The 20,623-nt window shown below is 65.2% G+C and carries 28 protein-coding genes; 26 read left to right on the top strand and 2 right to left on the bottom strand.

The genetic code is table 11. The features are described from left to right. Positions 1 to 127: 127 nt before the first annotated feature. On the bottom strand, positions 128 to 748 hold the full coding sequence (locus ABFY71_RS08080; protein WP_347945497.1) for a hypothetical protein: 621 nt from the start codon (positions 746 to 748) through the stop codon (positions 128 to 130). A 356-nt stretch (positions 749 to 1,104) separates the two neighbouring features. Next, entirely contained in the window at positions 1,105 to 1,305 is a 201-nt protein-coding gene (locus ABFY71_RS08075) for a sunset domain-containing protein (RefSeq protein WP_347945633.1), read from the bottom strand. A 334-nt stretch (positions 1,306 to 1,639) separates the two neighbouring features. Between ABFY71_RS08075 and ABFY71_RS08070 the strand changes: the two genes are divergently transcribed. The 26 genes from ABFY71_RS08070 (at position 1,640) to ABFY71_RS07950 (ending at position 20,597) form a co-directional block, all read left to right on the top strand. Further along, a complete protein-coding gene (locus tag ABFY71_RS08070; protein ID WP_347945496.1) occupies positions 1,640 to 2,071 on the top strand; it encodes a hypothetical protein in 432 nt (143 codons plus the stop codon). Continuing rightward, positions 2,049 to 3,305, top strand: a complete 1,257-nt coding sequence (locus ABFY71_RS08065) for a DNA-packaging protein (protein WP_347945495.1) — start codon at positions 2,049 to 2,051, stop codon at positions 3,303 to 3,305. Before ABFY71_RS08070 ends, ABFY71_RS08065 begins: the two co-directional genes overlap by 23 nt. Before the next feature lie 18 nt (positions 3,306 to 3,323). Beyond that, positions 3,324 to 4,478, top strand: coding sequence for a phage portal protein (locus ABFY71_RS08060; protein ID WP_347945494.1), 1,155 nt, complete (start codon positions 3,324 to 3,326; stop codon positions 4,476 to 4,478). Between the two features lie 3 nt (positions 4,479 to 4,481). After that, positions 4,482 to 4,895: a hypothetical protein gene (locus ABFY71_RS08055; protein ID WP_347945493.1), complete on the top strand. Its 414-nt coding sequence runs from the start codon at positions 4,482 to 4,484 to the stop codon at positions 4,893 to 4,895. Between the two features lie 4 nt (positions 4,896 to 4,899). Beyond that, positions 4,900 to 5,520: a hypothetical protein gene (locus ABFY71_RS08050; protein WP_347945492.1), complete on the top strand. Its 621-nt coding sequence runs from the start codon at positions 4,900 to 4,902 to the stop codon at positions 5,518 to 5,520. Between the two features lie 87 nt (positions 5,521 to 5,607). Beyond that, complete coding sequence (locus ABFY71_RS08045) at positions 5,608 to 5,796, top strand: hypothetical protein (RefSeq protein WP_347945490.1); 189 nt, start codon at positions 5,608 to 5,610, stop codon at positions 5,794 to 5,796. Positions 5,797 to 5,800: 4 nt separating this feature from the next. Further along, the gene (locus ABFY71_RS08040; protein WP_347945488.1) at positions 5,801 to 5,929 is read left to right on the top strand and encodes a hypothetical protein; all 129 of its coding nucleotides are present in this window, start codon (positions 5,801 to 5,803) and stop codon (positions 5,927 to 5,929) included. After that, positions 5,929 to 6,417 carry an HK97 family phage prohead protease gene (locus ABFY71_RS08035; RefSeq protein ID WP_347945487.1) on the top strand — a complete coding sequence of 163 codons (489 nt, stop codon included), beginning with the start codon at positions 5,929 to 5,931 and terminating at the stop codon, positions 6,415 to 6,417. The genes ABFY71_RS08040 and ABFY71_RS08035 overlap by 1 nt, the downstream gene beginning before the upstream one ends. Before the next feature lie 10 nt (positions 6,418 to 6,427). Continuing rightward, a complete protein-coding gene (locus ABFY71_RS08030; RefSeq protein ID WP_347945486.1) occupies positions 6,428 to 7,648 on the top strand; it encodes a phage major capsid protein in 1,221 nt (406 codons plus the stop codon). 350 nt (positions 7,649 to 7,998) lie between these two features. Beyond that, positions 7,999 to 8,565, top strand: a complete 567-nt coding sequence (locus ABFY71_RS08025) for a head-tail connector protein (protein ID WP_347945485.1) — start codon at positions 7,999 to 8,001, stop codon at positions 8,563 to 8,565. Next, positions 8,562 to 8,903: a phage head closure protein gene (locus ABFY71_RS08020; protein WP_347945484.1), complete on the top strand. Its 342-nt coding sequence runs from the start codon at positions 8,562 to 8,564 to the stop codon at positions 8,901 to 8,903. The genes ABFY71_RS08025 and ABFY71_RS08020 overlap by 4 nt, the downstream gene beginning before the upstream one ends. 3 nt (positions 8,904 to 8,906) lie before the next feature. Further along, a complete protein-coding gene (locus ABFY71_RS08015; protein ID WP_347945483.1) occupies positions 8,907 to 9,314 on the top strand; it encodes a DUF3168 domain-containing protein in 408 nt (135 codons plus the stop codon). Between the two features lie 178 nt (positions 9,315 to 9,492). Next, a complete protein-coding gene (locus ABFY71_RS08010; RefSeq protein WP_347945481.1) occupies positions 9,493 to 9,906 on the top strand; it encodes a phage major tail protein, TP901-1 family in 414 nt (137 codons plus the stop codon). A gap of 67 nt (positions 9,907 to 9,973) precedes the next feature. Continuing rightward, positions 9,974 to 10,288: a gene transfer agent family protein gene (locus ABFY71_RS08005; protein WP_347945479.1), complete on the top strand. Its 315-nt coding sequence runs from the start codon at positions 9,974 to 9,976 to the stop codon at positions 10,286 to 10,288. Continuing rightward, a complete protein-coding gene (locus ABFY71_RS08000) occupies positions 10,285 to 10,476 on the top strand; it encodes a rcc01693 family protein (protein ID WP_347945478.1) in 192 nt (63 codons plus the stop codon). The genes ABFY71_RS08005 and ABFY71_RS08000 overlap by 4 nt, the downstream gene beginning before the upstream one ends. Further along, positions 10,466 to 11,017 carry a phage tail tape measure protein gene (locus ABFY71_RS07995; RefSeq protein ID WP_347945477.1) on the top strand — a complete coding sequence of 184 codons (552 nt, stop codon included), beginning with the start codon at positions 10,466 to 10,468 and terminating at the stop codon, positions 11,015 to 11,017. The genes ABFY71_RS08000 and ABFY71_RS07995 overlap by 11 nt, the downstream gene beginning before the upstream one ends. A 220-nt stretch (positions 11,018 to 11,237) precedes the next feature. Continuing rightward, the gene (locus ABFY71_RS07990; protein ID WP_431021517.1) at positions 11,238 to 11,858 is read left to right on the top strand and encodes a phage distal tail protein, Rcc01695 family; all 621 of its coding nucleotides are present in this window, start codon (positions 11,238 to 11,240) and stop codon (positions 11,856 to 11,858) included. Then, entirely contained in the window at positions 11,855 to 12,745 is an 891-nt protein-coding gene (locus ABFY71_RS07985; RefSeq protein WP_347945476.1) for a DUF2163 domain-containing protein, read from the top strand. The genes ABFY71_RS07990 and ABFY71_RS07985 overlap by 4 nt, the downstream gene beginning before the upstream one ends. Further along, complete coding sequence (locus ABFY71_RS07980; protein WP_347945475.1) at positions 12,742 to 13,170, top strand: NlpC/P60 family protein; 429 nt, start codon at positions 12,742 to 12,744, stop codon at positions 13,168 to 13,170. Before ABFY71_RS07985 ends, ABFY71_RS07980 begins: the two co-directional genes overlap by 4 nt. Positions 13,171 to 13,176: 6 nt before the next feature. Beyond that, on the top strand, positions 13,177 to 16,914 hold the full coding sequence (locus ABFY71_RS07975; RefSeq protein ID WP_347945474.1) for a baseplate multidomain protein megatron: 3,738 nt from the start codon (positions 13,177 to 13,179) through the stop codon (positions 16,912 to 16,914). Continuing rightward, on the top strand, positions 16,907 to 17,662 hold the full coding sequence (locus ABFY71_RS07970) for a glycoside hydrolase family 108 protein (RefSeq protein ID WP_347945473.1): 756 nt from the start codon (positions 16,907 to 16,909) through the stop codon (positions 17,660 to 17,662). The genes ABFY71_RS07975 and ABFY71_RS07970 overlap by 8 nt, the downstream gene beginning before the upstream one ends. A 63-nt stretch (positions 17,663 to 17,725) precedes the next feature. Further along, positions 17,726 to 17,974: a DUF1902 domain-containing protein gene (locus ABFY71_RS07965; protein WP_305583049.1), complete on the top strand. Its 249-nt coding sequence runs from the start codon at positions 17,726 to 17,728 to the stop codon at positions 17,972 to 17,974. Continuing rightward, complete coding sequence (locus ABFY71_RS19310; protein ID WP_431021516.1) at positions 17,975 to 18,169, top strand: type II toxin-antitoxin system HicA family toxin; 195 nt, start codon at positions 17,975 to 17,977, stop codon at positions 18,167 to 18,169. 60 nt (positions 18,170 to 18,229) lie between these two features. Then, on the top strand, positions 18,230 to 18,523 hold the full coding sequence (locus ABFY71_RS07960; RefSeq protein ID WP_305580656.1) for a hypothetical protein: 294 nt from the start codon (positions 18,230 to 18,232) through the stop codon (positions 18,521 to 18,523). A gap of 29 nt (positions 18,524 to 18,552) precedes the next feature. Then, complete coding sequence (locus tag ABFY71_RS07955) at positions 18,553 to 19,212, top strand: response regulator transcription factor (protein ID WP_305580654.1); 660 nt, start codon at positions 18,553 to 18,555, stop codon at positions 19,210 to 19,212. Positions 19,213 to 19,223: 11 nt separating this feature from the next. Further along, complete coding sequence (locus tag ABFY71_RS07950) at positions 19,224 to 20,597, top strand: sensor histidine kinase (RefSeq protein ID WP_347945472.1); 1,374 nt, start codon at positions 19,224 to 19,226, stop codon at positions 20,595 to 20,597. Positions 20,598 to 20,623 lie beyond the last annotated feature (26 nt).

Raw genomic sequence — 20,623 nt, 5'->3', positions numbered from 1 at the left:
ATTATCAACGCGGCGTCGGCATCAAAATCCTCAGGCAGCCGTCGATCAATATCTTGGCAGGCACACCACAACATGTAGTCTGGACATCCGACAACCAGCTTAACGAAGCCATCGACTACCTGACCGTTTATGCCTTTGATGCTGATGGTAGATTTTCCTTCCAGAACTTCATTAAGGCCGGCAAATGAAATTCACGCTGCGTCTCAAGGTCTTGCATCGCCTTTAGAAGGCTGCCTTGGGAATAGAAACCTGAAGGTGTTATCCGCAATTCACCCTTGGTGAGCATATTCTCCATATGTTTGCGCTTGCCGAACTTCACAACCACGTTGTCAAGCGTTTCTGGATAGTCCTTAAACAAGATAGCGCCTCTTGGGGGGCGAACGTGAAAGTACCTATCCAGTTCGTTACGAGCTTTCACGATTGCGTCTGTCGGTGTTCCGCCCCTCGCTTCATATTCAAGCCACAAATGTGAAAACAGAGGTGCAAATAGACCATCGTCCTCCGCAAAATCCATTCTGGGAGCTATCTGCCCGGATGCTGTCAGGCGGACGTTGTTATGAAATTGATCTATAAGGCGACGCTCAAGATATTCGCCTGACGCAAATGTCAGGTAAGGCGCATCGCAATATTCATGATACCAGCTATCGGTTCTTTTGTATTTTCCGCCATTGGCCTTGGCTTTCTCGACATACTGCCCAGCCTTCTTTTTCCAGAAGATGAGCCTTTCTTTGGGATCGCCAGGTAGCACCGCAAGTTCTCCTTGAAGTCGCATTATCCGACCTTAGCAAGGAAGCGAACAGCGGCCTATCTGCAAGAAACGAGAAATTGGCTAGGGTTGGAAGTATGCCTTTCAGGATATTCCATTAGTGAATTGAGTTGAGGCGGCTTTGGCCCCGCGGGCACGAAAAGCCGCCTGGCCGCTACCCACCCCAATTTTGACATTCCGGTCACTGAAGCGGATCGGCAGCTCCTGGGACGTAAATGGAACCGCGCCAACCGCAGAAAATGGGGTCAAAGCGCCGAGTAGCGGATGGCCAGGCTCAACACCTTGCTGATGGTATGCAGTGGTAGCGGGCTCTGCTGGCCTAACCCATCTTCGACGTCTTACACCTTCGACCTGCGCCAGCCGGCAGCACGTGCCTCTGCTTCGGAACAGAACCAGCGTTCTCCATGGGAGGCGCTGATGCGGGTCTGGCTGTAATATCTCTGGCCCGGAACATGATAGATCCGTTCGCCTCTGGTGCTGACATTGCCCTTGATGTTGCAGGCGTCGGTCTCTCCTGACGAGGTTGAGGCGGTGCCCATGACCAGCAGACTGCCAGAAATCAGCGCCGCCACGACGAATGCAAATCTAGTCATCCAGGTCCTCCAGGCGGCACAACAACACGCGATGCCCGTAGCCGCAAGTCTGGCGGCGGCCTGCAGCGTCTGCTGGATGCCAATACGCGGCCCGGTGGCTTTTGGGAGGGTCAATGGGGGCCGTTCAACCAACCGGCATTGGCGGCAAAGTTCGCGCCGCACATACCCCCATTTATCCCTCTAATCCCCGCGTCACGCTGGTCTGCTATGGTTATGGCACAGTCGGAAAATTGGGTCACAAGGACCCGCCGATGTTTTTTCATTTTTCAGCGAGACCGTCATGACCAAGGACGCAGCGGTGGTGGCTGTGGCTCGGACCGACCCGGTCAATTGGCCCCTCATTCGCCAGGAGTATGAGGGCCGGCTCTTCCAGCCGGCCATGATCTGCAAGCGGCATGGGATTACCCCGTTTCAATTGCGCTACCGGCGGCAGAGTGAGGGCTGGCTGAGTTGCCGCGCCCGTATCGTCACCAAGGCCGATCTGGTGGCGCGCATGCTCAAGGTCTTCGACAAGCAGATCAGAAAATTGGAGGCGGCGGTGAACGAACCGATCGACAAGCAGGCCAATGTGCTGGCCACCATGACCAAGACGCTCGACAAGCTGATCGAGATGGGCGCCGCCGAACGCAATCTCGAGCCGCCGACACGCAAGGACATGGCAGACCTACGCGATAAGCTGGCAAAGCGCATTGACCAGTTCAAACAGCGCTGAGTCAGACGCCGAAGTTGCCGCCAAGACCGACGATGAGGTCGAGGCGCAGTTTTACGATTGGGACAGGTGGGCACTGCCGAGGCAACGCCCGCCGCAAGGGGACTGGACCACCTGGCTGCTGATGGGTGGGCGCGGCGCTGGCAAGACGAGGGCGGGGGCCGAATGGGTGCGGGGATTGGCCCGACAGCGGATCGGGCCGATTGCGTTGGTGGGAGAAACGATCACCGAAGCTGTCGCCATCATGGTCAGGGGCGAAAGCGGATTGCTGAACGTGCATCCTGAGCGCGAGCGCCCCGTGCTCAGGGGACAGTCGCTCATCTGGCCCAACGGGGTTGAGGCAACGCTGCTCTCGGCGTCCGATCCGGACCGGTTTCGCGGCCCTCAATTCGCGGCCGCCTGGTGTGATGAGATTGCAAAATGGCCCCACGCCGAAGAGGCTTGGGACATGCTGCAATTTGGCCTGCGGCTCGGCAACCGACCCCAGCAAATGGCAACCACGACGCCGCGTCCGACGCGCCTGCTCAAGCGCCTTGTGACCGATCAGCAGACCGTGGTGACGCGCATGGCCACGATTGAAAATCAGGCGCAGCTCGCACCACAATTTCTCAATGCTGTCGTCGCCCGCTATCGCGGCACGGTGCTCGGGCGACAGGAGCTGGATGGCGAACTGATCGAGGATCTGCCCGATGCGCTGTGGCAGCGGGCAATGTTTCACCCGCCCGAAAGCGGCGAGATGGAACGGATTGTGGTGGCGGTGGACCCGCCGGTGACCGGGCATGCGCGATCGGATGCCTGCGGCATCATCGTTGCCGGGCGGCAGGGGGAAGGGGCGGTGGTGCTGGAGGATTGTACCCTCGGCGCCGCCGCGCCGCTGACCTGGGCCCGCCGGGCGGTGGCGGCGTATCAGGCCCATGCGGCCGACGCCATGGTGGTGGAGGTCAATCAGGGCGGCGATCTGGTCGCCTCGGTTATCGCCCAGATCGACCCCAGCGTGCCGGTGCGGCCGGTGCGCGCCAATCGCGGCAAATGGCTGCGCGCCGAACCGGTCGCCGCGCTCTATGGGCGCGGGCTGGTGGCCCATGTGGCCGGGCTGAGTGCGCTGGAAGACGAAATGTGCAGCTTTGGCCGCGATGGCAAGAGCAACGGCCACTCGCCCGACCGCGTCGATGCGCTGGTCTGGGCGGTGACCGACCTGCTGCTCAACGAGGGCCGACCGCGGGTGCGGGGGCTTTAGAGTTCAAGGAACCAAAACATGCCGAACTGGATCAACCGCCTGCTGGGCGGGCGCCTGAACACGCCGGGTGAACGCAAGGATTTTGCCGGGCACAGCCTGCTCAGCCTCAATCAATTGGGGGCGGCCAACTGGAGCCAGCGCGGCTTTGCCAGCCTGGTGCAGCAGGGATTTGCCAGGAATCCGGTGGTCTATCGCTGCGTGCGGCTGATCGCCGAAACCGCCAATCGCGTGCCGCTGCGGGTCAGCGAGAATGGCCAACTGGTGGATGACCACCCGCTGCTGGCTTTGCTGGCACGACCCAATGGGCGGCAATCGGGCGGCGAACTGCTCGAGGCGATCTATGCCTATCTGCAGACGGCGGGGAACGCCTATCTGCAGGCCGGCGTGGTCGATGGCGCGGTGCACGGGCTGTTTTGCCTGCGGCCCGACCGCGTCAAGGTGGTGGCCGGCGCCGATGGCTGGCCGATGGCCTATGACTATAGCGTGGGCGGGCGGACGCTGCGGCTGGGGCAGGAGACACTGCCGCTGCCCAGCGTGCTGCACCTGGCGCTGTTCCATCCGCTCGACGATCACTACGGCATGGCGCCGCTCGACGCGGCACAGACCAGTCTCGATATCCACAACGCCGCCGGGCAATGGAACAAGGCGCTGCTCGACAATGCGGCGCGGCCCAGCGGCGCGCTGGTCTATTCCATGGCCGGCGGCAGCCTGACCGAGGCGCAGTTCACCCGGCTCAAGGAGGAGCTGGAAACCAATTTCGCCGGGGCGGGCAATGCCGGCCGGCCCATGGTGCTCGAAGGCGGACTGGACTGGAAGACCATCGCGCTATCGCCGCGCGACATGGATTTCATCGAGGCCAAGCACGCCGCGGCGCGCGATATCGCGCTGGCCTTTGGCGTGCCGCCCATGCTGCTCGGCGTTCCGGGCGACAACACCTACGCCAATCTGGCCGAAGCCAACCGCGCGCTGTGGCGGCACACGCTGATCCCGCTGGTGCTGCGGGTGGCCGGGGACCTCAGCAACTGGCTGGCCCCGGCCTTTGGCGGCGCCACCATCACCCCCGATTTCGACGGGGTGGAAGCCCTGGCCGAAGACCGCGCGGCGCTGTGGGCACGGGTGGGGGATGCGGCGTTTCTGAGCGACGCGGAGAAGCGGGCCATGCTGGGGATTTAGAGCATGACCATGTCGCGCTTTCTGCAAACCCGGCTGCGCGCTTTGATCGCTGCCGTCCGATTTGCCACGCTCGAGATGAAGCTTGGCCTCCTGGTCAAGGAGCTTGAGCGACGCTACCGCGCGGATCAGCCGCGAGCACCCCGAGGTACGCCGGAGGGTGGGCAATGGGTTATTGACCGTGTTCACGTAGCGGCAGGGACACGTTGCGATGGGTTCTCCGGTGGCTGCCAATCCGGCGGCACCTTTGGTACAACGGGAGCGATCAGCATCGGCGGCAAGATGCTATGTCTAGATTGCGCAGTGAAGTTGCTGGGGATCCAAGGGTTACCCCACGCGGAACAGATGGAAACCCTTGGTGGATTTGATCCGATCTGGTTGAAGAGGAACTACGGTGTCTTCAAGAGTGCGGGGCGCTAATTTAGTGCAAGTGGGGGACGTAATTTTCGGGATCGCGGCCGGCGGACAGGAAAAGCTGCTCTTCGTCTATGAGGCTGACGAAGACAGTTTCTGGGCACGACACGTCACCTCACAGACAACAGCAAGATTTGGCCGCAATGGCGAAAGCCAGTGGGTGGAAGGTGGTGGGTCCTGCACGATCGTTTCGACGGCGACACTTCCACGCGGCTTGTATGAGACCGCCGTGGGTCTGGATCGCAAATTTGCGGCGAAGCCAGAGTATCCGGACACGATCTTGAGCACGGCCGAAATTCAGCTGGTGTTGACACACGGCGACTTCTTCAAGGCGCGCCTTCTGCCTGGAACAGAGCAGCTTGTGAAGACCGCGGACAAGCTCAACGCGGTCGGAAAAATTCTACAGATGGAATGGGACCCGATCAACGCGCGGTCCAACCCGCCGACGTGGAACGCATACCTGGACGATCTACCGGTCCTCGTGGCGCTGCTGGAGCGGCCCACTTCCGTTGACGAGGTTGCCATTTTTCTCGCCGACATGGCGGCCCGGAAAATGCGAACGCCACAGGTGTCCGGTCGCGGCATGGCTGCAGCGGCCAGCCTGGTGCGCTTGCGACAGGGTTGGACCTGATCGCCATACACCTCCAGCGTCAGCGATTGTAACTGCCCGCGCGGCCCCCTCTTTCGGGGCCGCTTTCATTTTGCAGGAGCACCTCCCATGGACGAACTCACACGTACCGTCATCGAGCGGGGCGATCTGGCCCATCTCGCGCTGTTTCTCTGGGCCAGTGGCGCTTCGGCCCTTCTCGTGTGGAGCCTGCGCGAAATGGCGCGGGTGAATCAACACTTCAACGACTTCGTGCAGGAAATCGCCAGCCTGAATCGCCTTTTCAAGAAGGATGACTAAACCTATGGCAACAAAACAGAATCGCGCCAATGCGCAGCAGACCTTCCGGCAATTTGCCTGGAATCTGGCGGGCACGCTGGCCAGCACCAGACCGGCCGGCAAGGCGAGCGGCAAACCTGCCGGCAAGCGCTGATGGCGGGCAAGACCAGCGCCCTTGCCATCGATGCTGACGGGCGGTTTTCCGGCTATGCCAGCCTGTTCAACCGGCGCGACGCCAGCGGCGATGTGGTGATGGCCGGCGCCTTTGCGCAGAGCCTGGCCAGGCGCCGCGACCGCATCAGGTTGCTGTTTCAGCATGACCCCAAGGAGCCGGTCGGCATCTGGGAGGCCATTGGCGAGGACGCTCTTGGCCTGTTCGTGGCCGGGCGGCTGGTGCCGGGCGTGCCGCGCGCCGATGCGTTGAAACGCCTGATCGAAAATGGCGCCCTCGATGGGCTCTCGATCGGCTTTCGCACCGTGCGGGCGAGCCGCGCCGGCGGGGTGCGCCAGCTCTGGCAGATCGAGCTGTTCGAGATCTCGATCGTCACCTTTCCGATGCTGGAGGACGCGCGCATCGCGCCCACCGGCCTTTCCACCGGCGCCGCCATTGCGGCGGCCACCCACACCATCCGCAACCGATAGGGATTTTTGCATGGATACCACCAGTGACGGGCTTGAAACCAAGGCCGGCGCGCCGAGCGATATTGCCGCGCTGTTCGCCGAGTTTTCCAGCGCCTTCGAGGAATTCAAGACCACCAATGACCAGCGCCTGGGCGCGCTTGAAAAGCGCGGCAGCGCCGATGGCCTGCTCGAGGGCAAGCTGGACCGGCTCAACGCCGTGCTCGACACCAACAAGGCGGCGATGGACCGCGCCCTGGTTGAACGCGCCCGGCCGCAGCTCGACGGCAAGGCCGTGCAGGCAGACGGCGAATACAAGCAGGCCTTTGCCGCCTATGTGAAGCGCGGCGAGGAGAAGGCGCTGTCCGTCGGCGTCAACGCCGATGGCGGCTATGTGGTGCCGCCGGAAACCGAAACCGAAATCACCCGGCTGATGACCTCGGTGTCGCCCATGCGCGCCCTGGCCGGCGTAAGGCAGGTGTCGGGTTCGGTGTATAAACGTCCCATCTCGGTGACCGGGCCGGCGGTGGGCTGGGTCGGCGAAACGGCGGCGCGCCCGATTACCGCCGCGCAGACCCTGGCCGAGCTGAGCTATCCGACCATGGAGCTCTATGCCATGCCGGCGGCGACCGCAGCATTTCTCGACGATGCGGCAGTCGATGTCGGGCAATGGATTGCCGACGAGGTCAACGCGGCCTTTGCGGCCCAGGAAACCACGGCCTTTGTCAACGGCGATGGCGTCAACAAGCCCAAGGGGTTTCTCACCGCGACAGCCGTGGCCGAAGCCAGCTGGAGCTGGGGCAATCTGGGCTATATCGCCACCGGCGCGGCCGGGGCCTTGCCCGCCAGCAATGCCAGCGACGTGCTGATCGACCTGGTCTATGCGCTCAAGGCCGGCTACCGCCAGAACGCCAGCTGGGTGATGAACCGCAAGGTGCAGGGCACGCTGCGCAAGCTCAAGGATGCCGACGGCAATTATCTGTGGCAACCGGCGGCGACGGCGGACGGCAAGGCCCGCTTCATGGGCTTTGAACTGGTCGAGGCCGAGGACATGCCCAATATCGCGGCCAACGCCTTCTCCATCGCCTTTGGCGATTTCCGCCGCGGCTATCTGATCGTCGACCGCCAGGGGGTGAGCGTGCTGCGCGACCCGTTCTCGAGCAAGCCCTATGTGCTGTTCTATACGACCAAAAGGGTCGGTGGCGGCATTGCGGACTACGACGCGATCAAGCTGCTGAAGTTCGCCACCTCGTAAGGACCGTGATCCTGGCCAGCTGGAGCGAAGCGCCTGCGCTTCGGTGCTCACGTACTGCAACGTACGCTGCGCTCCGATGCTCGGCGCTCCACTCCATCTGACTCAGGCTGACGGCCCTCCCTTCGGCGGCGTCGTGCCCACCTGACCGCCAACCTCTCCCTCCCCCTTGTGGGGAGGGATCAAGGGTGGGGGTGTCCAACTCATGGGCTCGCCACACCCTCACCCGACCCCTTCGGGGCCACCCTCCCCACAAGAGCCTGCACTCGGGCGCGCCAGGGCGCGACCCGGGTGGGGAGAGAGCTCGACTGCACCATTTGGTGCCGCAAACCCACCAACAAAAGGCAAAGAACATGACGTCTTATCTTCTGGCGGGACCCGCCGAGGAGCCTGTTTCGCTTGTCCAGGCCAAGGCATTCCTCAAGGTTGATGACAGTGCCGAGGACGGGCTGATCACCACGCTGATTGGCGCGGCGCGGCTGCATCTCGAGGGCGTGACCGGACGGGCGCTACTGGCGCAGAGCTGGCGTGTGGTGCTCGATGCCTGGCCGGACAACCGGATGGTGAAACTGCCGGTGACCCCGTTTATCAGCGTCACCGGGATCACTGCCTATGACAGCGATGGGGCAGGCCACGACGTGCCGCTGGCGCAATTTTCGAGCGCGCCGGACCGGCTGCTGCTGCCCGCCAATGTGGCCGGCATGCCGCTGCTGCGCGAGCGGCAGGGCATTGAAATCGACTATGTTGCCGGCTTTGGCACGGCAGTCGAAGACGTGCCCGCCGATATCGTCCAGGCGCTGCTGGTGCTGGTTGGTTACTGGTTCGAGCATCGCGATGCGGTGATCATGGCCGGCTCGGGCGCGGTGGTGCCATCGGGCTTTGACCGGCTGGTGGCTGCGTACAAGCGGGTGCGGCTATGAGCGAGACCGTTCCGCCCATCGGTTCGCTGACCGATCGGGTGCAGCTCAAGCGGCGCGAGATGAGCAGCGAACCGGGGGGCGGGCACGGTACGCTGTTTGTGCCGCTGACCACTGTGTGGGCCCGGGTACGCTCGCTGCGCGGGCGGCAGGGCACCAGCGCCGATGGCCGCGCGGTGGAAATTTCGCACGCCGTGGTGCTGCGCTTTCGCACCGATCTGAAGCCCGGTGACCGCATCCTCTATCGCGGCCGCAATCTTGATGTGATCAGCGCCGCCGATCTCAATGGCCGTCGGGCCTATCTCAGCTGCGCCTGCAGCGAAACCAGTTTCACGGGGTAGCCCATGCATCCCATTTCCCTGCTGCAGACGGGCCTGGTCGCCGCGCTCAAGGCCGATCCGGCGCTGCTGGCGATCACCGGCGCCGATGGCGTGTTTGACGCCGCGCCAACCGGCCGGGCTCCGCCCTATGTGGTGATCGCCCGGCATGACGTGCTCAACCGCGATGGCGATCTGGCGCCGGGGCAGGAGCATCGCCTGCAGCTGCATTGCTGGGGCGACCAGCCCAGCCGGCAGCGGGCGCTCGACATGGTCGCTCGGGTGGTGGCAGTGGCGCTGGCGCTGGAGGCGCCGGGGCTAACGCTGAGCCATATCGGGCATGTGCGCACCGATAGCGTGATCGATGCCGATACCGGCCTGGCCCGGGCGGCGGTGGCGCTTCGGGTGTTCAGCGAGCTTCTCTTCTCCTCTTGAGGGAGGGTGGCATGGTCGTGTCACCACCACCGCGCGGCACCTCCCCCTTTACGGGGGAGGTTGGGAGGGGGTGTGAGAGCCCCCAAATTGTGGTCAGCCGCCCCCCTCCCTGGCCCTCCCCGCAAGGGGGAGGGTGTCGACTGAGAATTCGTGCCCCATTTCCTGAAAGGCGAAGATCATGGCCGCTCAAAGCGGAAGCAATATGCTGCTCAAGCTCGACCAGACCGGGTCGGGCAGTTTTCTCACCGTGGCGGGGCTGCGTACGCGGGCACTGGCATTCAATGCCGCCAGCGTCGACACCACCGACCAGGAGAGCGCCGGGCGCTGGCGTGAATTGCTGGCGGGGGGCGGGGTCAAGCGCGCTGCGGTGTCGGGCGCCGGGGTGTTCAAGGACACCGCGTCGGACGCGCAGATCCGCGCGCTGTTCTTTGCCGGCACCATTCGCGACTGGCAGCTGATCCTGCCCGATTTCGGCACGGTGACTGGGCCGTTCCAGATCGTGGCGCTGGAGTTTTCCGGCGATCACGCCGGCGAGGTGACGTTTGACCTGGCGCTGGAAAGCGCCGGGGCGATCAGCTTTGCGGCGATCTGAGGATCGGCTGCGCTGCCCTCCGCGCAAGGGAGAGGGCAGGCCGACTGCAACATTGGAGCATTGGATCATGGCCATTACCCAACGGGGTGAAATTGATGCCGTCATTGGCGGCGAGACGGTGACGCTGTGCCTGACACTGGGGGCGCTGGCGGAATTGGAGGCGCGGCTGCAGGCCGGCGATCTGGTGGGGCTGGCCGAGCGGTTTTCCAGCGGCCGGGTATCGGCCAGCGATCTGACCGCCATCCTGGGCGCCGGGCTGCGCGGCGGTGGCAATGCCATCACCGATGATGATCTGGCGCGGCTGAGCATTGAGGGCGGGCTCAAGGGCGCCGCCGAGATCGCCGCCAGGCTGCTCAAGGCGACGTTTGGAGAGACAGCATGACGCCGTTTCCCTGGGATGCGGCAATGGCGTTCGGGCTGGGCGTGCTGCGCCTGCCATCGCGCGATTTCTGGGCGCTGACGCCGCGCGAACTGGCCAGCGCCTGGGGCGCGGTGATGGGTGAGCGCATCGGCCCGCTGGGGCGCAGCGATCTCACCGCCATGATGGAGCGCTTTCCCGATGGCCGATGACCTGTTTGCCGGCAATTTTCGCGACGAGCTGGACGATGTATCGCTGGAGCTCGAACGTATTGGCGATCTGGCCGATGGCGTGGCGCGCTCGCTCAGCACGGCATTTCGCGGCGCGCTGAGCGATGGCAAATCGTTCAGATCGCTGCTCGGCGATATCGCCAGGAGTTTTTCTGACATTGCGCTCAAAGCGGCGATCCGGCCGCTGGGTGATCTGGTCGGCGGGCTGGTGGGCAATCTGTTTGCCGCCACCAATCCGGCGCTGGGCGGCGTCACCCCTTTCGCCAAAGGCGGGGTGATCGCCGCACCAAGCTATTTCCCGCACGGGGCGGGGCTGGGCGTGATGGGCGAGGCGGGGGCCGAGGCGGTGCTGCCGCTGCAACGCGGGTCCGATGGGCGCTTGGGTGTGGCGAGCGGCGGCGGCGGCGCGATCAATGTGACCTTCAATGTGACCGCCAGCGACGCCCGCAGCTTTGCGGCTTCCGAGGCCGAGCTCAGCGCCATGCTGTTGCGCGCGGTGCGGCGCGGATCGCGAGGGACCTAGATCAAGTTTGCGACGCGGCCCCCACCTAGCCTCCCCCTGAAGGGGGAGGGACCGCATCAGGGATGGGGCACTTTCTTACGACAATCACCGGCCGCGCCCCTCCCCCTTCAGGGGGAGGCCGGGTGGGGGTGTGAGAGCCCGGGTATCGGGGCGCCCATCCCCCCTCCCAACCTCCCCGCAAGGGGGAGGGTGACGACTGAACGTTTTGAAGGAAGCAATCATGGCCTTTCATCCGGTCCGTTTTCCCCTAGATGTGGCGCTGGGGGCGCGGGGTGGGCCCGAGCGGCGCACCGATGTGGTGACGCTGGCGGGCGGTGGCGAGCAGCGCAATGGGCGCTGGCAGCATGCGCGGCGGCGCTACAATGCCGGCTATGGCGTGAAATCGCGCGCCGATATGGCGGCGGTGCTGGGGTTTTTCGAGGAGCGCCGCGGCCGGCTGCACGGTTTCTTGTGGCGCGACGGGCTGGATTTCTCCAGCGGTGGCGCTGCGCCGACCCCGCTCGATCAGACCCTTGGCACCGGCGATGGGGTGCGGACGGTGTTTGCGCTGACCAAGCGCTATGGCGCCGATTTTGACCCCTATCTGCGGCCGATCACCCGGCCGGTGGCGGGATCGGTGCGGCTGGCGCTGGATGGGGCGGAACAGCCCGGCGGCTGGGTGGTGGATCTGAACACCGGACTGGTGAGCTTTGATGTACCCCCTGATCCGGGCGCAGCGGTAACCGCCGGGTTTCTGTTCGACGTGCCGGTGCGCTTTGATACCGACCGGCTCGACGTGGAACTGACCAGCTTTGACGGGGCCGAGGCGCCCTCCATTCCGCTGGTCGAGATCCTGCCATGAGAACGCTCGATATCGGCTTTGCCACCCATATTGCGCAGGCTGAAACCACGCTGTGCCAGTGCTGGAAACTGATCCGCGGCGACGGGCTGGAGCTGGGCTTTACCGATCATGACCGCAGGCTGAGCTTTGCCGGCACCGACTATCTGCCGACCCATGGGCTCGATGGCGGCGCGGTGCCGGCGCGGCTGGGCGCGGCGGTACAGACCAGCGAGGTGCTGGGGGTTCTGACCAGCGAGGCCATCACCGAGGACGATATCCTGCTCGGGCGCTATGACGGGGCAGTGGTGGAAAGCTGGCGGGTCAACTGGGCCGATCCGGGCCAGCGCCTGCTGCTGCGCCGCGACACCATTGGCGAGATCGTGCGCGAAGAGGGGGTGTTTCGCGCCGAACTGCGCTCGGCCCAGCAGGGGCTCAATGCCACCCATGGCCGGATCTATCAGCGCCTGTGTGATGCGGAGGTCGGCGACACGCGCTGCGGCGTGGCGCTCGAAACCCCGGTCTTGCAGGGCTTTGCCACGGTGACCGGGATGGACGGTCCCTATCGCGCCGTGGTGACGGGCCTGGAAGGCTTTGCCGAGGGCTGGTTTGGCTTTGGCGTGGCGCGCTGGAGCGAGGGCCGACGGCTGGGCCTGTCAGACGCGGTGATCAGCCATACGCGGCTGGGCGCTGCCGATGTGCTGGGCTTTGCCGCCCGGATTGGCGACTGGGTGGTGGTCGGCGACACGCTCAGCGTCACGGCGGGGTGCGGCCGGCGCTTTGCCAGCTGCCGGGACAAGTTCGCCAATGCCGTCAATTTCCGCGGCTTTCCGCATATTCCGGGCAGCGACTATGTGCTGCGCCATCCGCGCCAGGGCGATGCGCTCGATGGCCAGGCGGTGGTCAAGTGAGGGCCGAGGCGGTGGTGGCGGCGGCACAGGCTTTTCTGGGCACGCCCTATCGGCACCAGGCGGCCACCATCGGCGCCGGCTGCGATTGCCTGGGCCTGCTGCGCGGGGTGTGGCGGACGCTCTATGGCAGCGAGCCGATGGCGGTGCCGCCCTATCGCGCCGATCTGCGCGACCCGCTCAATGCCGGGGCGCTGCGCGCGGCGGCCGAACGCCTGCTGCTGACCGAAACCGGGCCGCTGGCGGCCGGGCAGGTGCTGCTGTTCCAGCTGGCGGGGCACGAGCCCAAGCATTGCGGCATTCTGGTTGCCCCGACCCGCTTCATCCACGCCCAGGAACGGCTCGGCGTGGTGGAAGCCAATCTGAGCGAGGCCTGGGCCCGACGCATCGCGGCGCGGTTTTGCTTTCCCGATCCCATCAGGAGCTGACAGAAAATGGCCACTCTCGCGCTTTCGCTGGCCGGACAGGTGGTTGGCGGCATGGTGGGCGGGCCGATTGGCGCCACCATTGGCCGGGCGCTGGGGGCGCTGGCGGGCAGTGCCGTCGACAATGCACTGTTTGGCGACAAGCCGGCGCCGAGCGGTGGCGCCGACATTCGCCTGCAGGGCTCCAGCGAGGGCGGGGCGGTGCCCCGGCTTTATGGCTGGAGCCGGCTGGCGGGCAATATCATCTGGGCGCGCGAACTCGAATTGCTGCGCCAGGACAATGCCGGGGCCAAGGGCTTTGGCGGGAGCGAACCCGCCGAGGACGAGGTGGGCGCCAGCTTTGCCGTGGCGTTCTGCGAAGGGGCGGTGCAGCATTTGGGGCGCATCTGGGCCGATGGGCAGTTGCTCAACCCCGACGGGCTGACGCTGCGGTTCTATCGCGGCACCGAGGACCAATTGCCCGATGGGCTGATCGAGGCGACGCAGGGCACTGCGCCAGCCTATCGCGGGCTCTGCTATCTGGTGGTGGAGAACCTGCCGCTCAGCCGCTTCGGCAACCGCATTCCCCAGCTCTCGGTGGAACTCTGCCGGGTGGTGGGGGATCTCGAAACCCAGATCCGCGCGGTGACCGTGATCCCCGGCGCCACCGAATTCGGCTATGACCCGACGCCCCGGGTGCGGCTGGTCGGGCCGGGCGAAACGGCGGGGGAAAACACCCATGTGTTCCCCCAGATCAGCGACTGGAGCTGGTCGATCGACGAGCTGACCGCGCTGTGCCCGAATTTGCAGCATGTGGCGCTGGTGGTGGCGTGGTTTGGCGACGACCTGCGCTGCGGCCACTGTGCCATCACCCCGCGTGTCGAGGGTTCCAACCGGCCCATGCTCGACACCGACTGGTCGGTGATGGGGCTGGAGCGCGGTGCGGTGCCGGTGGTGACCAGCCATAGTGGTGGCGCGGCCTATGGCGGCACGCCCTCCGACAGTGCGGTGCTGGCGGCCATTGCCAACCTCAAGGCGCGGGGGCTCTCGGTAACGCTCTATCCGCTGATCATGATGGATATTCCGACCGGCAACGGCCTGCCCAACCCCCATGGCGGAGCCGGGCAGCCAGCCTATCCCTGGCGGGGGCGGATCACCGGCGATCCGGCGCCGGGCCGGCCCGGCTCGCCCGATCAGACTGCGGCAGCGGGGGCGCAGATCGCCAGCTTTGCCGCCGCGCACCGGCAGATGGTGTTGCACTATGCCGGGTTGGCCGTGGCGGCCGGGGGCGTCGACGCGCTGATCATCGGCTCGGAAATGGTCGGCATGAGCACGCTGCGCGGCGCCGGCAACAGCTTTCCCTTTGTCGATGCGCTGGTGGGCCTGGCGGCTGAGGTGCGGGGGGTGGTTGGCGGAAGCACCAGGCTGACCTATGCCGCCGATTGGAGCGAATATTCCGGCTATCAGCCCGAAGGACAGAAGTTCTTCCACCTCGATCCGCTCTGGGCCTCGCCGCATATCGATGCAGTGGGGATCGACAATTACATGCCGCTGGCCGATTGGCGCGAGGGTACCGAGCATGAGGACGCCGGGCTCTGGGGCAGCGGGCATGAGCTCGGCTATCTCAAGAGCAACATTGCCGGGGGCGAGGGCTTCGACTGGTTCTATGCCAGCGCGGCCGACCGGCTGAACCAGATCCGCACGCCGATCACCGATGGCGCCCATGACGAGCCCTGGGTGTGGCGCTTCAAGGATATCGCCAACTGGTGGAGCCAGCCGCACCATAACCGGCCCGGCGGCGTCCGCGATGCAACGCCGACCGCCTGGGTGCCTGGTGGGAAGCCCATCTGGTTCACCGAACTGGGCTGCGGCGCGGTCGACAAGGGCGCCAACCAGCCCAATATCTTTGGCGACGACAAAAGCGCCGAAAGCGGGCGCCCGTATTTTTCCAGCGGGTTGCCCGATCCGCTTATCCAGCGTCAGCTGCTGCGGGCGCAGCAGGCATTCTGGCGCGACAGTGCCCATAACCCGCCCGGCATGGTCGATATCGACCGCCTCTACCACTGGACCTGGGACGCGCGGCCCTGGCCGGCCTTTCCGGCGCTGCGCGATGTCTGGTCCGACGGGGTGAACCATCGCAATGGCCACTGGCTGACCGGACGGCTGGGCGGCATGGCCAGTGACGAGCTGGCACGGGCCCTTGCGGCCGAGCATGGCGTCGGCCTGACGGCGGAACCGGCGCTGCCTTTCATCGCCGGCTACACGTTGAACACCGCCACCACGGGTCGGGCTGCACTGGAACCGCTGATCGCTGCGACAGGGCAGGGGCTACGCAACCCTGCCGGCGGGCTGCATCTGGGCCAGGCGCAGCGGCAGCAGAGCACGCTGCTGCACCTCGAGAGGCTTGCGCAGGGCGATGGTCCGACACTGTCGCGGCGCCGCGGCGATCCGGCCGAGGTGCCGGGGCGGCTGGCGCTGAGCTTTGTCGATCGCGAGCGCGACTATCTGGCGGGCACGGTGACGGCCATGGCGCAGGCCGATGGTCCGCTGGCGGGCGAGACTGTGGCGCTGGTGCTCGATAGCGCCTCAGCCCGGCTGGCCGCCGAGCGCCTGCTGGACGGGCAAGGTGCGCGCCGCGAGACGCTGGAATTTGAGCTGCCGCCAGCCCAATTGGCGCTGCAGCCGGGCGATCTGGTGGCCATTGCCGGACTGGCCGAAGGGCCGTTTGAAATCACCGAAGTCACCGACGGACAGACCCGCCGGGTGACGGCGCAGACGCTGGTGGCCCAGACGGCGGTGGCCGTGGGCGCCGACCAACTGATGCGGGGCGGCAGCGGCACGGCCGTGCGGGCCCTGCCGTTGGTGACGCTGGCGCACCTGCCGCCACTGCCAGCCGAGCCGGCGCGGTCGCGTCTGGTGATGGCAGGCTATGCCCATCCCTGGCCCGGTCCCCTGCAATTGGTGGACGAGGCCACCGGTGCGACCATTGTGCAGCTCAATCGCCGCGGCGTGCTGGGCAGCCTGGCGACGCCGCTGCAGGCCGGTCCGCGGGCGGTGTGGGATCGCGGGGCGGGTGTGGATGTAACGCTCCATGCCGGGCATCTGGCCGCAGCTGAGCCGCTGGCCGTGCTGGCGGGCAGCAATCGCCTGGCGGTGGAGACCGATGCGGGGGACTGGGAAGTCATTGGCTTTGCCAGCGCCACGCTGATCGCCCCGGGGCACTATCGGTTGCAGGACCTGCTGCGCGGGCTCGATGGTACGGGGCCGGCCATCGGCGCGGCGTCACCTGGCCGTCGCGCCGTGCTGCTCGATAGCCGGGCCGGCACGCTGGCCCTCGAGCCCGGCTGGCTCGGCGAGACACGCGACTTCCGGGTCTATGCCGGCAGCAGCGACCTCACCGGGACGGACCTGACCATAGCCCTCGATGCGGCGCCGGCCTTGCCCTTGCCGCCCGTGCATCTGCGCGCGGCACGCGCGGCCAATGGCGATATCGCCATACGCTGGGTGCGGCGCAGCCGGGCCGATGGCGATGGCTGGGGCATTGCCGAGCCACCACTGGAGCATGTTCCGGAACGCTATCGCCTGACCATTCTGGACGGCGCCAACGCCAAGCGGGTCATCGAAACCGATGCGCCCCAGGCCACCTATGCCAACGCCGAGCAGCTTGCCGATTTCGGCAGCCCGCCCGGCGCTTTCAGCTTCACGCTTGCCCAGCTCAGCCCGGTGCTGGGCGCCGGCCATGCGGCAAGAGGAGAGTTCAATGGCTAAAAGCCGGTTCGACATCTGTCTCGATCTGGTGCTGCAGCAGGAGGGCGGCTATGCCGATCACCCCAGCGATCCGGGCGGCGCCACCAATCTGGGCATTACCCGCAAGACGCTGGCCCGCTGGCGCCAGGTCTCGCCCTGGTGGAGCCTCAGCAAGACCGACGTGCAGGGGCTGCAGCGTCCCGAGGCGGCGCGCATCTATCACGAGGGCTACTGGCTTCGGGTTCGGGCTGATCAATTGCCGGCCGGACTGGACCTGGCGCTGTTCGATTTTGCCGTCAATTCCGGGCCGGATCGGGCCATCCGCACCCTGCAGGGCGCGCTGGGCGTGCGCGTCGATGGCGCCATCGGCCCGCTGACGCTGGATGCCATCAAGACACGCATTGCGCTTGAAGGCGCCGCCGGGCTGATCGACGCCCTGTGCGACCGCCGTCTCAGCTTCCTGACCCGGCTGTCCACCTTTGCCGTGTTCGGCAAGGGCTGGTCGGCCCGCGTCAAAACCATCCGCCAGGCCGCGCGTGACGCGGCCGGCGCCGCATCAACCCCACCCAAACGGAGAACCACCATGGACATTCTCAACGGCTACAAGACCTATATCGCCGCCGCCATCATGCTGCTGGCCGGCATCGCGCAGGTCCTCGGCATCGACCTGCCATCACTCGATGGCAGTTCAGCCGGGCATCTGATCATGGAAGCGCTGGCGCTGATCTTTCTGCGCAAGGGGCTGAAGGGCGATATCGGCCGGGCGTGAGGGGCTTGCCAATGACGGGTACGTCACTCATATTCCTGGTACGGAAACAACGGGGAGTGACGCATGATCAAGCGCATGTTCAACGTCACTGCGCATTGGGATGACGAGGCCAAAGTCTTCTACGCCGATAGCGACATCATCGGTCTCCATATCGAGGCCAAGACTATCGATGAATTTGAATCGGTGATGATGGAGGTTGCTCCCGGATTGGTCATCGCCAATCATGTGAGCAAGGCGGAGCTGGAGTCCTCGGCACCGGAAGACATCATTCCGGCCATCCTCTGGCAGCGACCAGTCGGCAAAGCCGCGTGAATGGTCGACGGCTATTATTCGGCCGTCGTCAAAGTGTTGCGAGCCAATGGCTTTCGCTACCTGACCCATGCGAAAGGGTCTCATGAAAAGTGGACGAATGCTCAGGGCATAATCCTGATGGTACCACGCAACCTGATGAGCCGGCACACCGCAAATGCCATTCTCCGGGACTCTGGCAGCAGCACGAAGCTCTAAGGTTTTGGCCGCTTTGCCCCATTCATGTCCCATTCAGCAATCTCCCCCTATGTTGCTGCCATGAAAACCTTGACCTCAAAAATCCTTGCGCCGGTCGCCGTCGCGCTGGCCATTGGGCTGGCCGGCGCCGCTCCGGCCAATGCGCAGGCATGTCTCGATAACCGCCAGATCCAGGAGGCGGTGGCGTCGGGGCAGATCATGTCGCTTGATGCCGTGCTGGCGGCGGCCGGCATAGACGGCAGCGCCAAAATCCTCAATGTTGCGGTGTGTGACGAGGGCGGCCGACTCGTTTATCACATCGGCGTATTGGAGGCCTCGGGCGCGGCGCAGAACCTGGTTCTGCCGGCGCAGTAGACTCAATTCCTGCATGTGGGGGCCAGGCAATGCGCATTCTCGTTGTCGAAGATGACGTCAATCTCAATCGCCAGCTGAAAGAGGCGCTGACCGAAGGCGGCTATGTCGTCGATGTGGCCTTTGATGGCGATGAAGGCCACTTTCTGGGCGATACCGAACCCTATGACGCCATCGTGCTCGATATCGGCCTGCCGCAAATGGACGGCCTGTCGGTGCTGGAAAGCTGGCGTCGCAATGGCAAGACCACGCCGGTGCTGCTGCTGACGGCGCGTGACCGCTGGAGCGACAAGGTGCAGGGCATTGATGCCGGCGCCGACGACTATGTCGCCAAGCCGTTCCACATGGAAGAGGTGCTGGCGCGCATTCGCGCCCTGGTGCGCCGGGCTGCCGGGCTCGCCTCCAATGAAATTGTCTCGGGCGCGGTGCGGCTCGATGCCCGCTCGGGCAAGGTGACGGTCGAGGGCCAGTCGGTCAAGCTGACCAGCCACGAACTGCGCCTGCTCAGCTATCTGATGCATCACAAGGGCAAGGTCATTTCGCGCACCGAACTGACCGAGCACCTCTACGACCAGGATTTTGACCGCGACAGCAACACCATCGAGGTGTTTGTCGGGCGGCTGCGCAAGAAGCTGCCCGAGGACTGCATCCAGACCGTGCGCGGGCTGGGCTACCAGATCGCGGAAGACTGATCACCCTGTCCATGCGCAAGGGCTCGATCGCCGCATCGCTATTCTGGTTATCGGCCGGCTGGCTGATCGTGGCGCTGGTCACCACCGGCTTTCTGCTGACCGACCTGTATTCGCGGGCGCTCGACCGCTCATTGTCGGAAACGCTCAATTTCCACATTGAGAGCCTGGCCGGGGCGCTGCTGGAAACCGGCGATCCGCAAAGCCAGGCCATTGCCCTGACCGATCCCCGCTTCGGCCGCCCGCGTTCGGGCTGGTATTGGGTGATCCGTGATGTTGACGGCACGCTGTATAATCTGTCGCCCTCGGTGGTCGGAATCGAAATGCCCGACATCACCGGGCCGGCCAGCCCGACCGGGCGCGCCAGCACCGTGATGGACGATGCGTTCGGCACCAGCCTGCGCGTGATCGAGCGCACGGTGACGCTGGGGCCGCGCTCCTACGAAATTGCGGTCACCGGCAATCTCAGCGAAATCCTTGAACTGGTCGGCGATTTTCGCGGCCAGGCATTTATCGTGCTGGGGGCCGTGGGGGTCATGCTGGCCATGATGAGCTTTATCGTCGCCCGTTTCGCCATGCGCCCGATTGCCCGGCTGAGTGCGGCCATTGAAAGCGTGCGCGAGGGCGACAGCGCCGCCGTGACCGGCAGCTATCCGCGTGAAATCGCGCCCCTGGCCGAAGAGGTCAACGAATTGCTGCGCTCCAATACCCAGATCATTGAACGCGCCCGCAGTCAGGTCGGCAATCTGGCGCATGGCCTGAAAACCCCGATCGCCGTGCTGCGCAATGAGGCGGCCGCCACCCAGGGTGCACTGGCCAGCGTGGTGCGGGCCGAAAGCGACAAGATGAGCACCATTGTCGGCAGCTATCTGGAGCGGGCCCGGCTGACGGCCCGCACCGCCGTGGTCGGCAAGAAAACCAACGCCGTGGCGATCATCACAAGGCTGATCCGGGTGATGGGCAAGATCCACCCCGAGGTCAGCGTTACCCTGCAGCCTGTCGACCCGGCCCTGCCGTGGTTTCGTGGCGACGAATCCGATCTCGAGGAGATCGCCGGCAATCTGCTCGATAATGCCTGCAAGTGGTCGACGGGGCAGGTGGAGGTGCGGCTGGAGGCCGAACGCGGCGAGGTCGGCAGCAATCTGGTGATCCGGATCGACGACAATGGAGCCGGTCTGAGCGAGCAGGACGCCCACAAAGTGTTGCGTCGCGGTGTCAGACTGGACGAGAAAACGCCCGGCAGCGGCTTGGGGCTCGATATCGTCAAGGAACTGGTAGATGTTTATGGCGGCACGCTGACCCTGCAACGCTCGGCGCTGGGCGGCCTGCTGGTCGAGTTGCGCCTGCCAACAGCGCGCCAGGGCGGTGGCCCACCGGCGGCCGGATGACGCATTTTCGCCGTATTGCCGCAACA

This window comes from Devosia alba (assembly GCF_039938915.1).
Lineage (GTDB): Bacteria > Pseudomonadota > Alphaproteobacteria > Rhizobiales > Devosiaceae > Devosia > Devosia alba.
This window is presented reverse-complemented; position numbering and strand designations above follow the sequence as displayed.

Coding starts and splice junctions, on each gene's coding strand:
- ABFY71_RS08075 (WP_347945633.1), bottom strand. CDS start 1,305: ATGGGCACCGCCTCAACCTCGTCAGGAGAGACCGACGCCTGCAACATC.
- ABFY71_RS08070 (WP_347945496.1), top strand. CDS start 1,640: ATGACCAAGGACGCAGCGGTGGTGGCTGTGGCTCGGACCGACCCGGTC.
- ABFY71_RS08060 (WP_347945494.1), top strand. CDS start 3,324: ATGCCGAACTGGATCAACCGCCTGCTGGGCGGGCGCCTGAACACGCCG.
- ABFY71_RS08055 (WP_347945493.1), top strand. CDS start 4,482: ATGACCATGTCGCGCTTTCTGCAAACCCGGCTGCGCGCTTTGATCGCT.
- ABFY71_RS08045 (WP_347945490.1), top strand. CDS start 5,608: ATGGACGAACTCACACGTACCGTCATCGAGCGGGGCGATCTGGCCCAT.
- ABFY71_RS08040 (WP_347945488.1), top strand. CDS start 5,801: ATGGCAACAAAACAGAATCGCGCCAATGCGCAGCAGACCTTCCGGCAA.
- ABFY71_RS08035 (WP_347945487.1), top strand. CDS start 5,929: ATGGCGGGCAAGACCAGCGCCCTTGCCATCGATGCTGACGGGCGGTTT.
- ABFY71_RS08030 (WP_347945486.1), top strand. CDS start 6,428: ATGGATACCACCAGTGACGGGCTTGAAACCAAGGCCGGCGCGCCGAGC.
- ABFY71_RS08025 (WP_347945485.1), top strand. CDS start 7,999: ATGACGTCTTATCTTCTGGCGGGACCCGCCGAGGAGCCTGTTTCGCTT.
- ABFY71_RS08020 (WP_347945484.1), top strand. CDS start 8,562: ATGAGCGAGACCGTTCCGCCCATCGGTTCGCTGACCGATCGGGTGCAG.
- ABFY71_RS08015 (WP_347945483.1), top strand. CDS start 8,907: ATGCATCCCATTTCCCTGCTGCAGACGGGCCTGGTCGCCGCGCTCAAG.
- ABFY71_RS08010 (WP_347945481.1), top strand. CDS start 9,493: ATGGCCGCTCAAAGCGGAAGCAATATGCTGCTCAAGCTCGACCAGACC.
- ABFY71_RS08005 (WP_347945479.1), top strand. CDS start 9,974: ATGGCCATTACCCAACGGGGTGAAATTGATGCCGTCATTGGCGGCGAG.
- ABFY71_RS08000 (WP_347945478.1), top strand. CDS start 10,285: ATGACGCCGTTTCCCTGGGATGCGGCAATGGCGTTCGGGCTGGGCGTG.
- ABFY71_RS07995 (WP_347945477.1), top strand. CDS start 10,466: ATGGCCGATGACCTGTTTGCCGGCAATTTTCGCGACGAGCTGGACGAT.
- ABFY71_RS07990 (WP_431021517.1), top strand. CDS start 11,238: ATGGCCTTTCATCCGGTCCGTTTTCCCCTAGATGTGGCGCTGGGGGCG.
- ABFY71_RS07985 (WP_347945476.1), top strand. CDS start 11,855: ATGAGAACGCTCGATATCGGCTTTGCCACCCATATTGCGCAGGCTGAA.
- ABFY71_RS07975 (WP_347945474.1), top strand. CDS start 13,177: ATGGCCACTCTCGCGCTTTCGCTGGCCGGACAGGTGGTTGGCGGCATG.
- ABFY71_RS07970 (WP_347945473.1), top strand. CDS start 16,907: ATGGCTAAAAGCCGGTTCGACATCTGTCTCGATCTGGTGCTGCAGCAG.
- ABFY71_RS07965 (WP_305583049.1), top strand. CDS start 17,726: ATGATCAAGCGCATGTTCAACGTCACTGCGCATTGGGATGACGAGGCC.
- ABFY71_RS19310 (WP_431021516.1), top strand. CDS start 17,975: ATGGTCGACGGCTATTATTCGGCCGTCGTCAAAGTGTTGCGAGCCAAT.
- ABFY71_RS07960 (WP_305580656.1), top strand. CDS start 18,230: ATGAAAACCTTGACCTCAAAAATCCTTGCGCCGGTCGCCGTCGCGCTG.
- ABFY71_RS07955 (WP_305580654.1), top strand. CDS start 18,553: ATGCGCATTCTCGTTGTCGAAGATGACGTCAATCTCAATCGCCAGCTG.
- ABFY71_RS07950 (WP_347945472.1), top strand. CDS start 19,224: ATGCGCAAGGGCTCGATCGCCGCATCGCTATTCTGGTTATCGGCCGGC.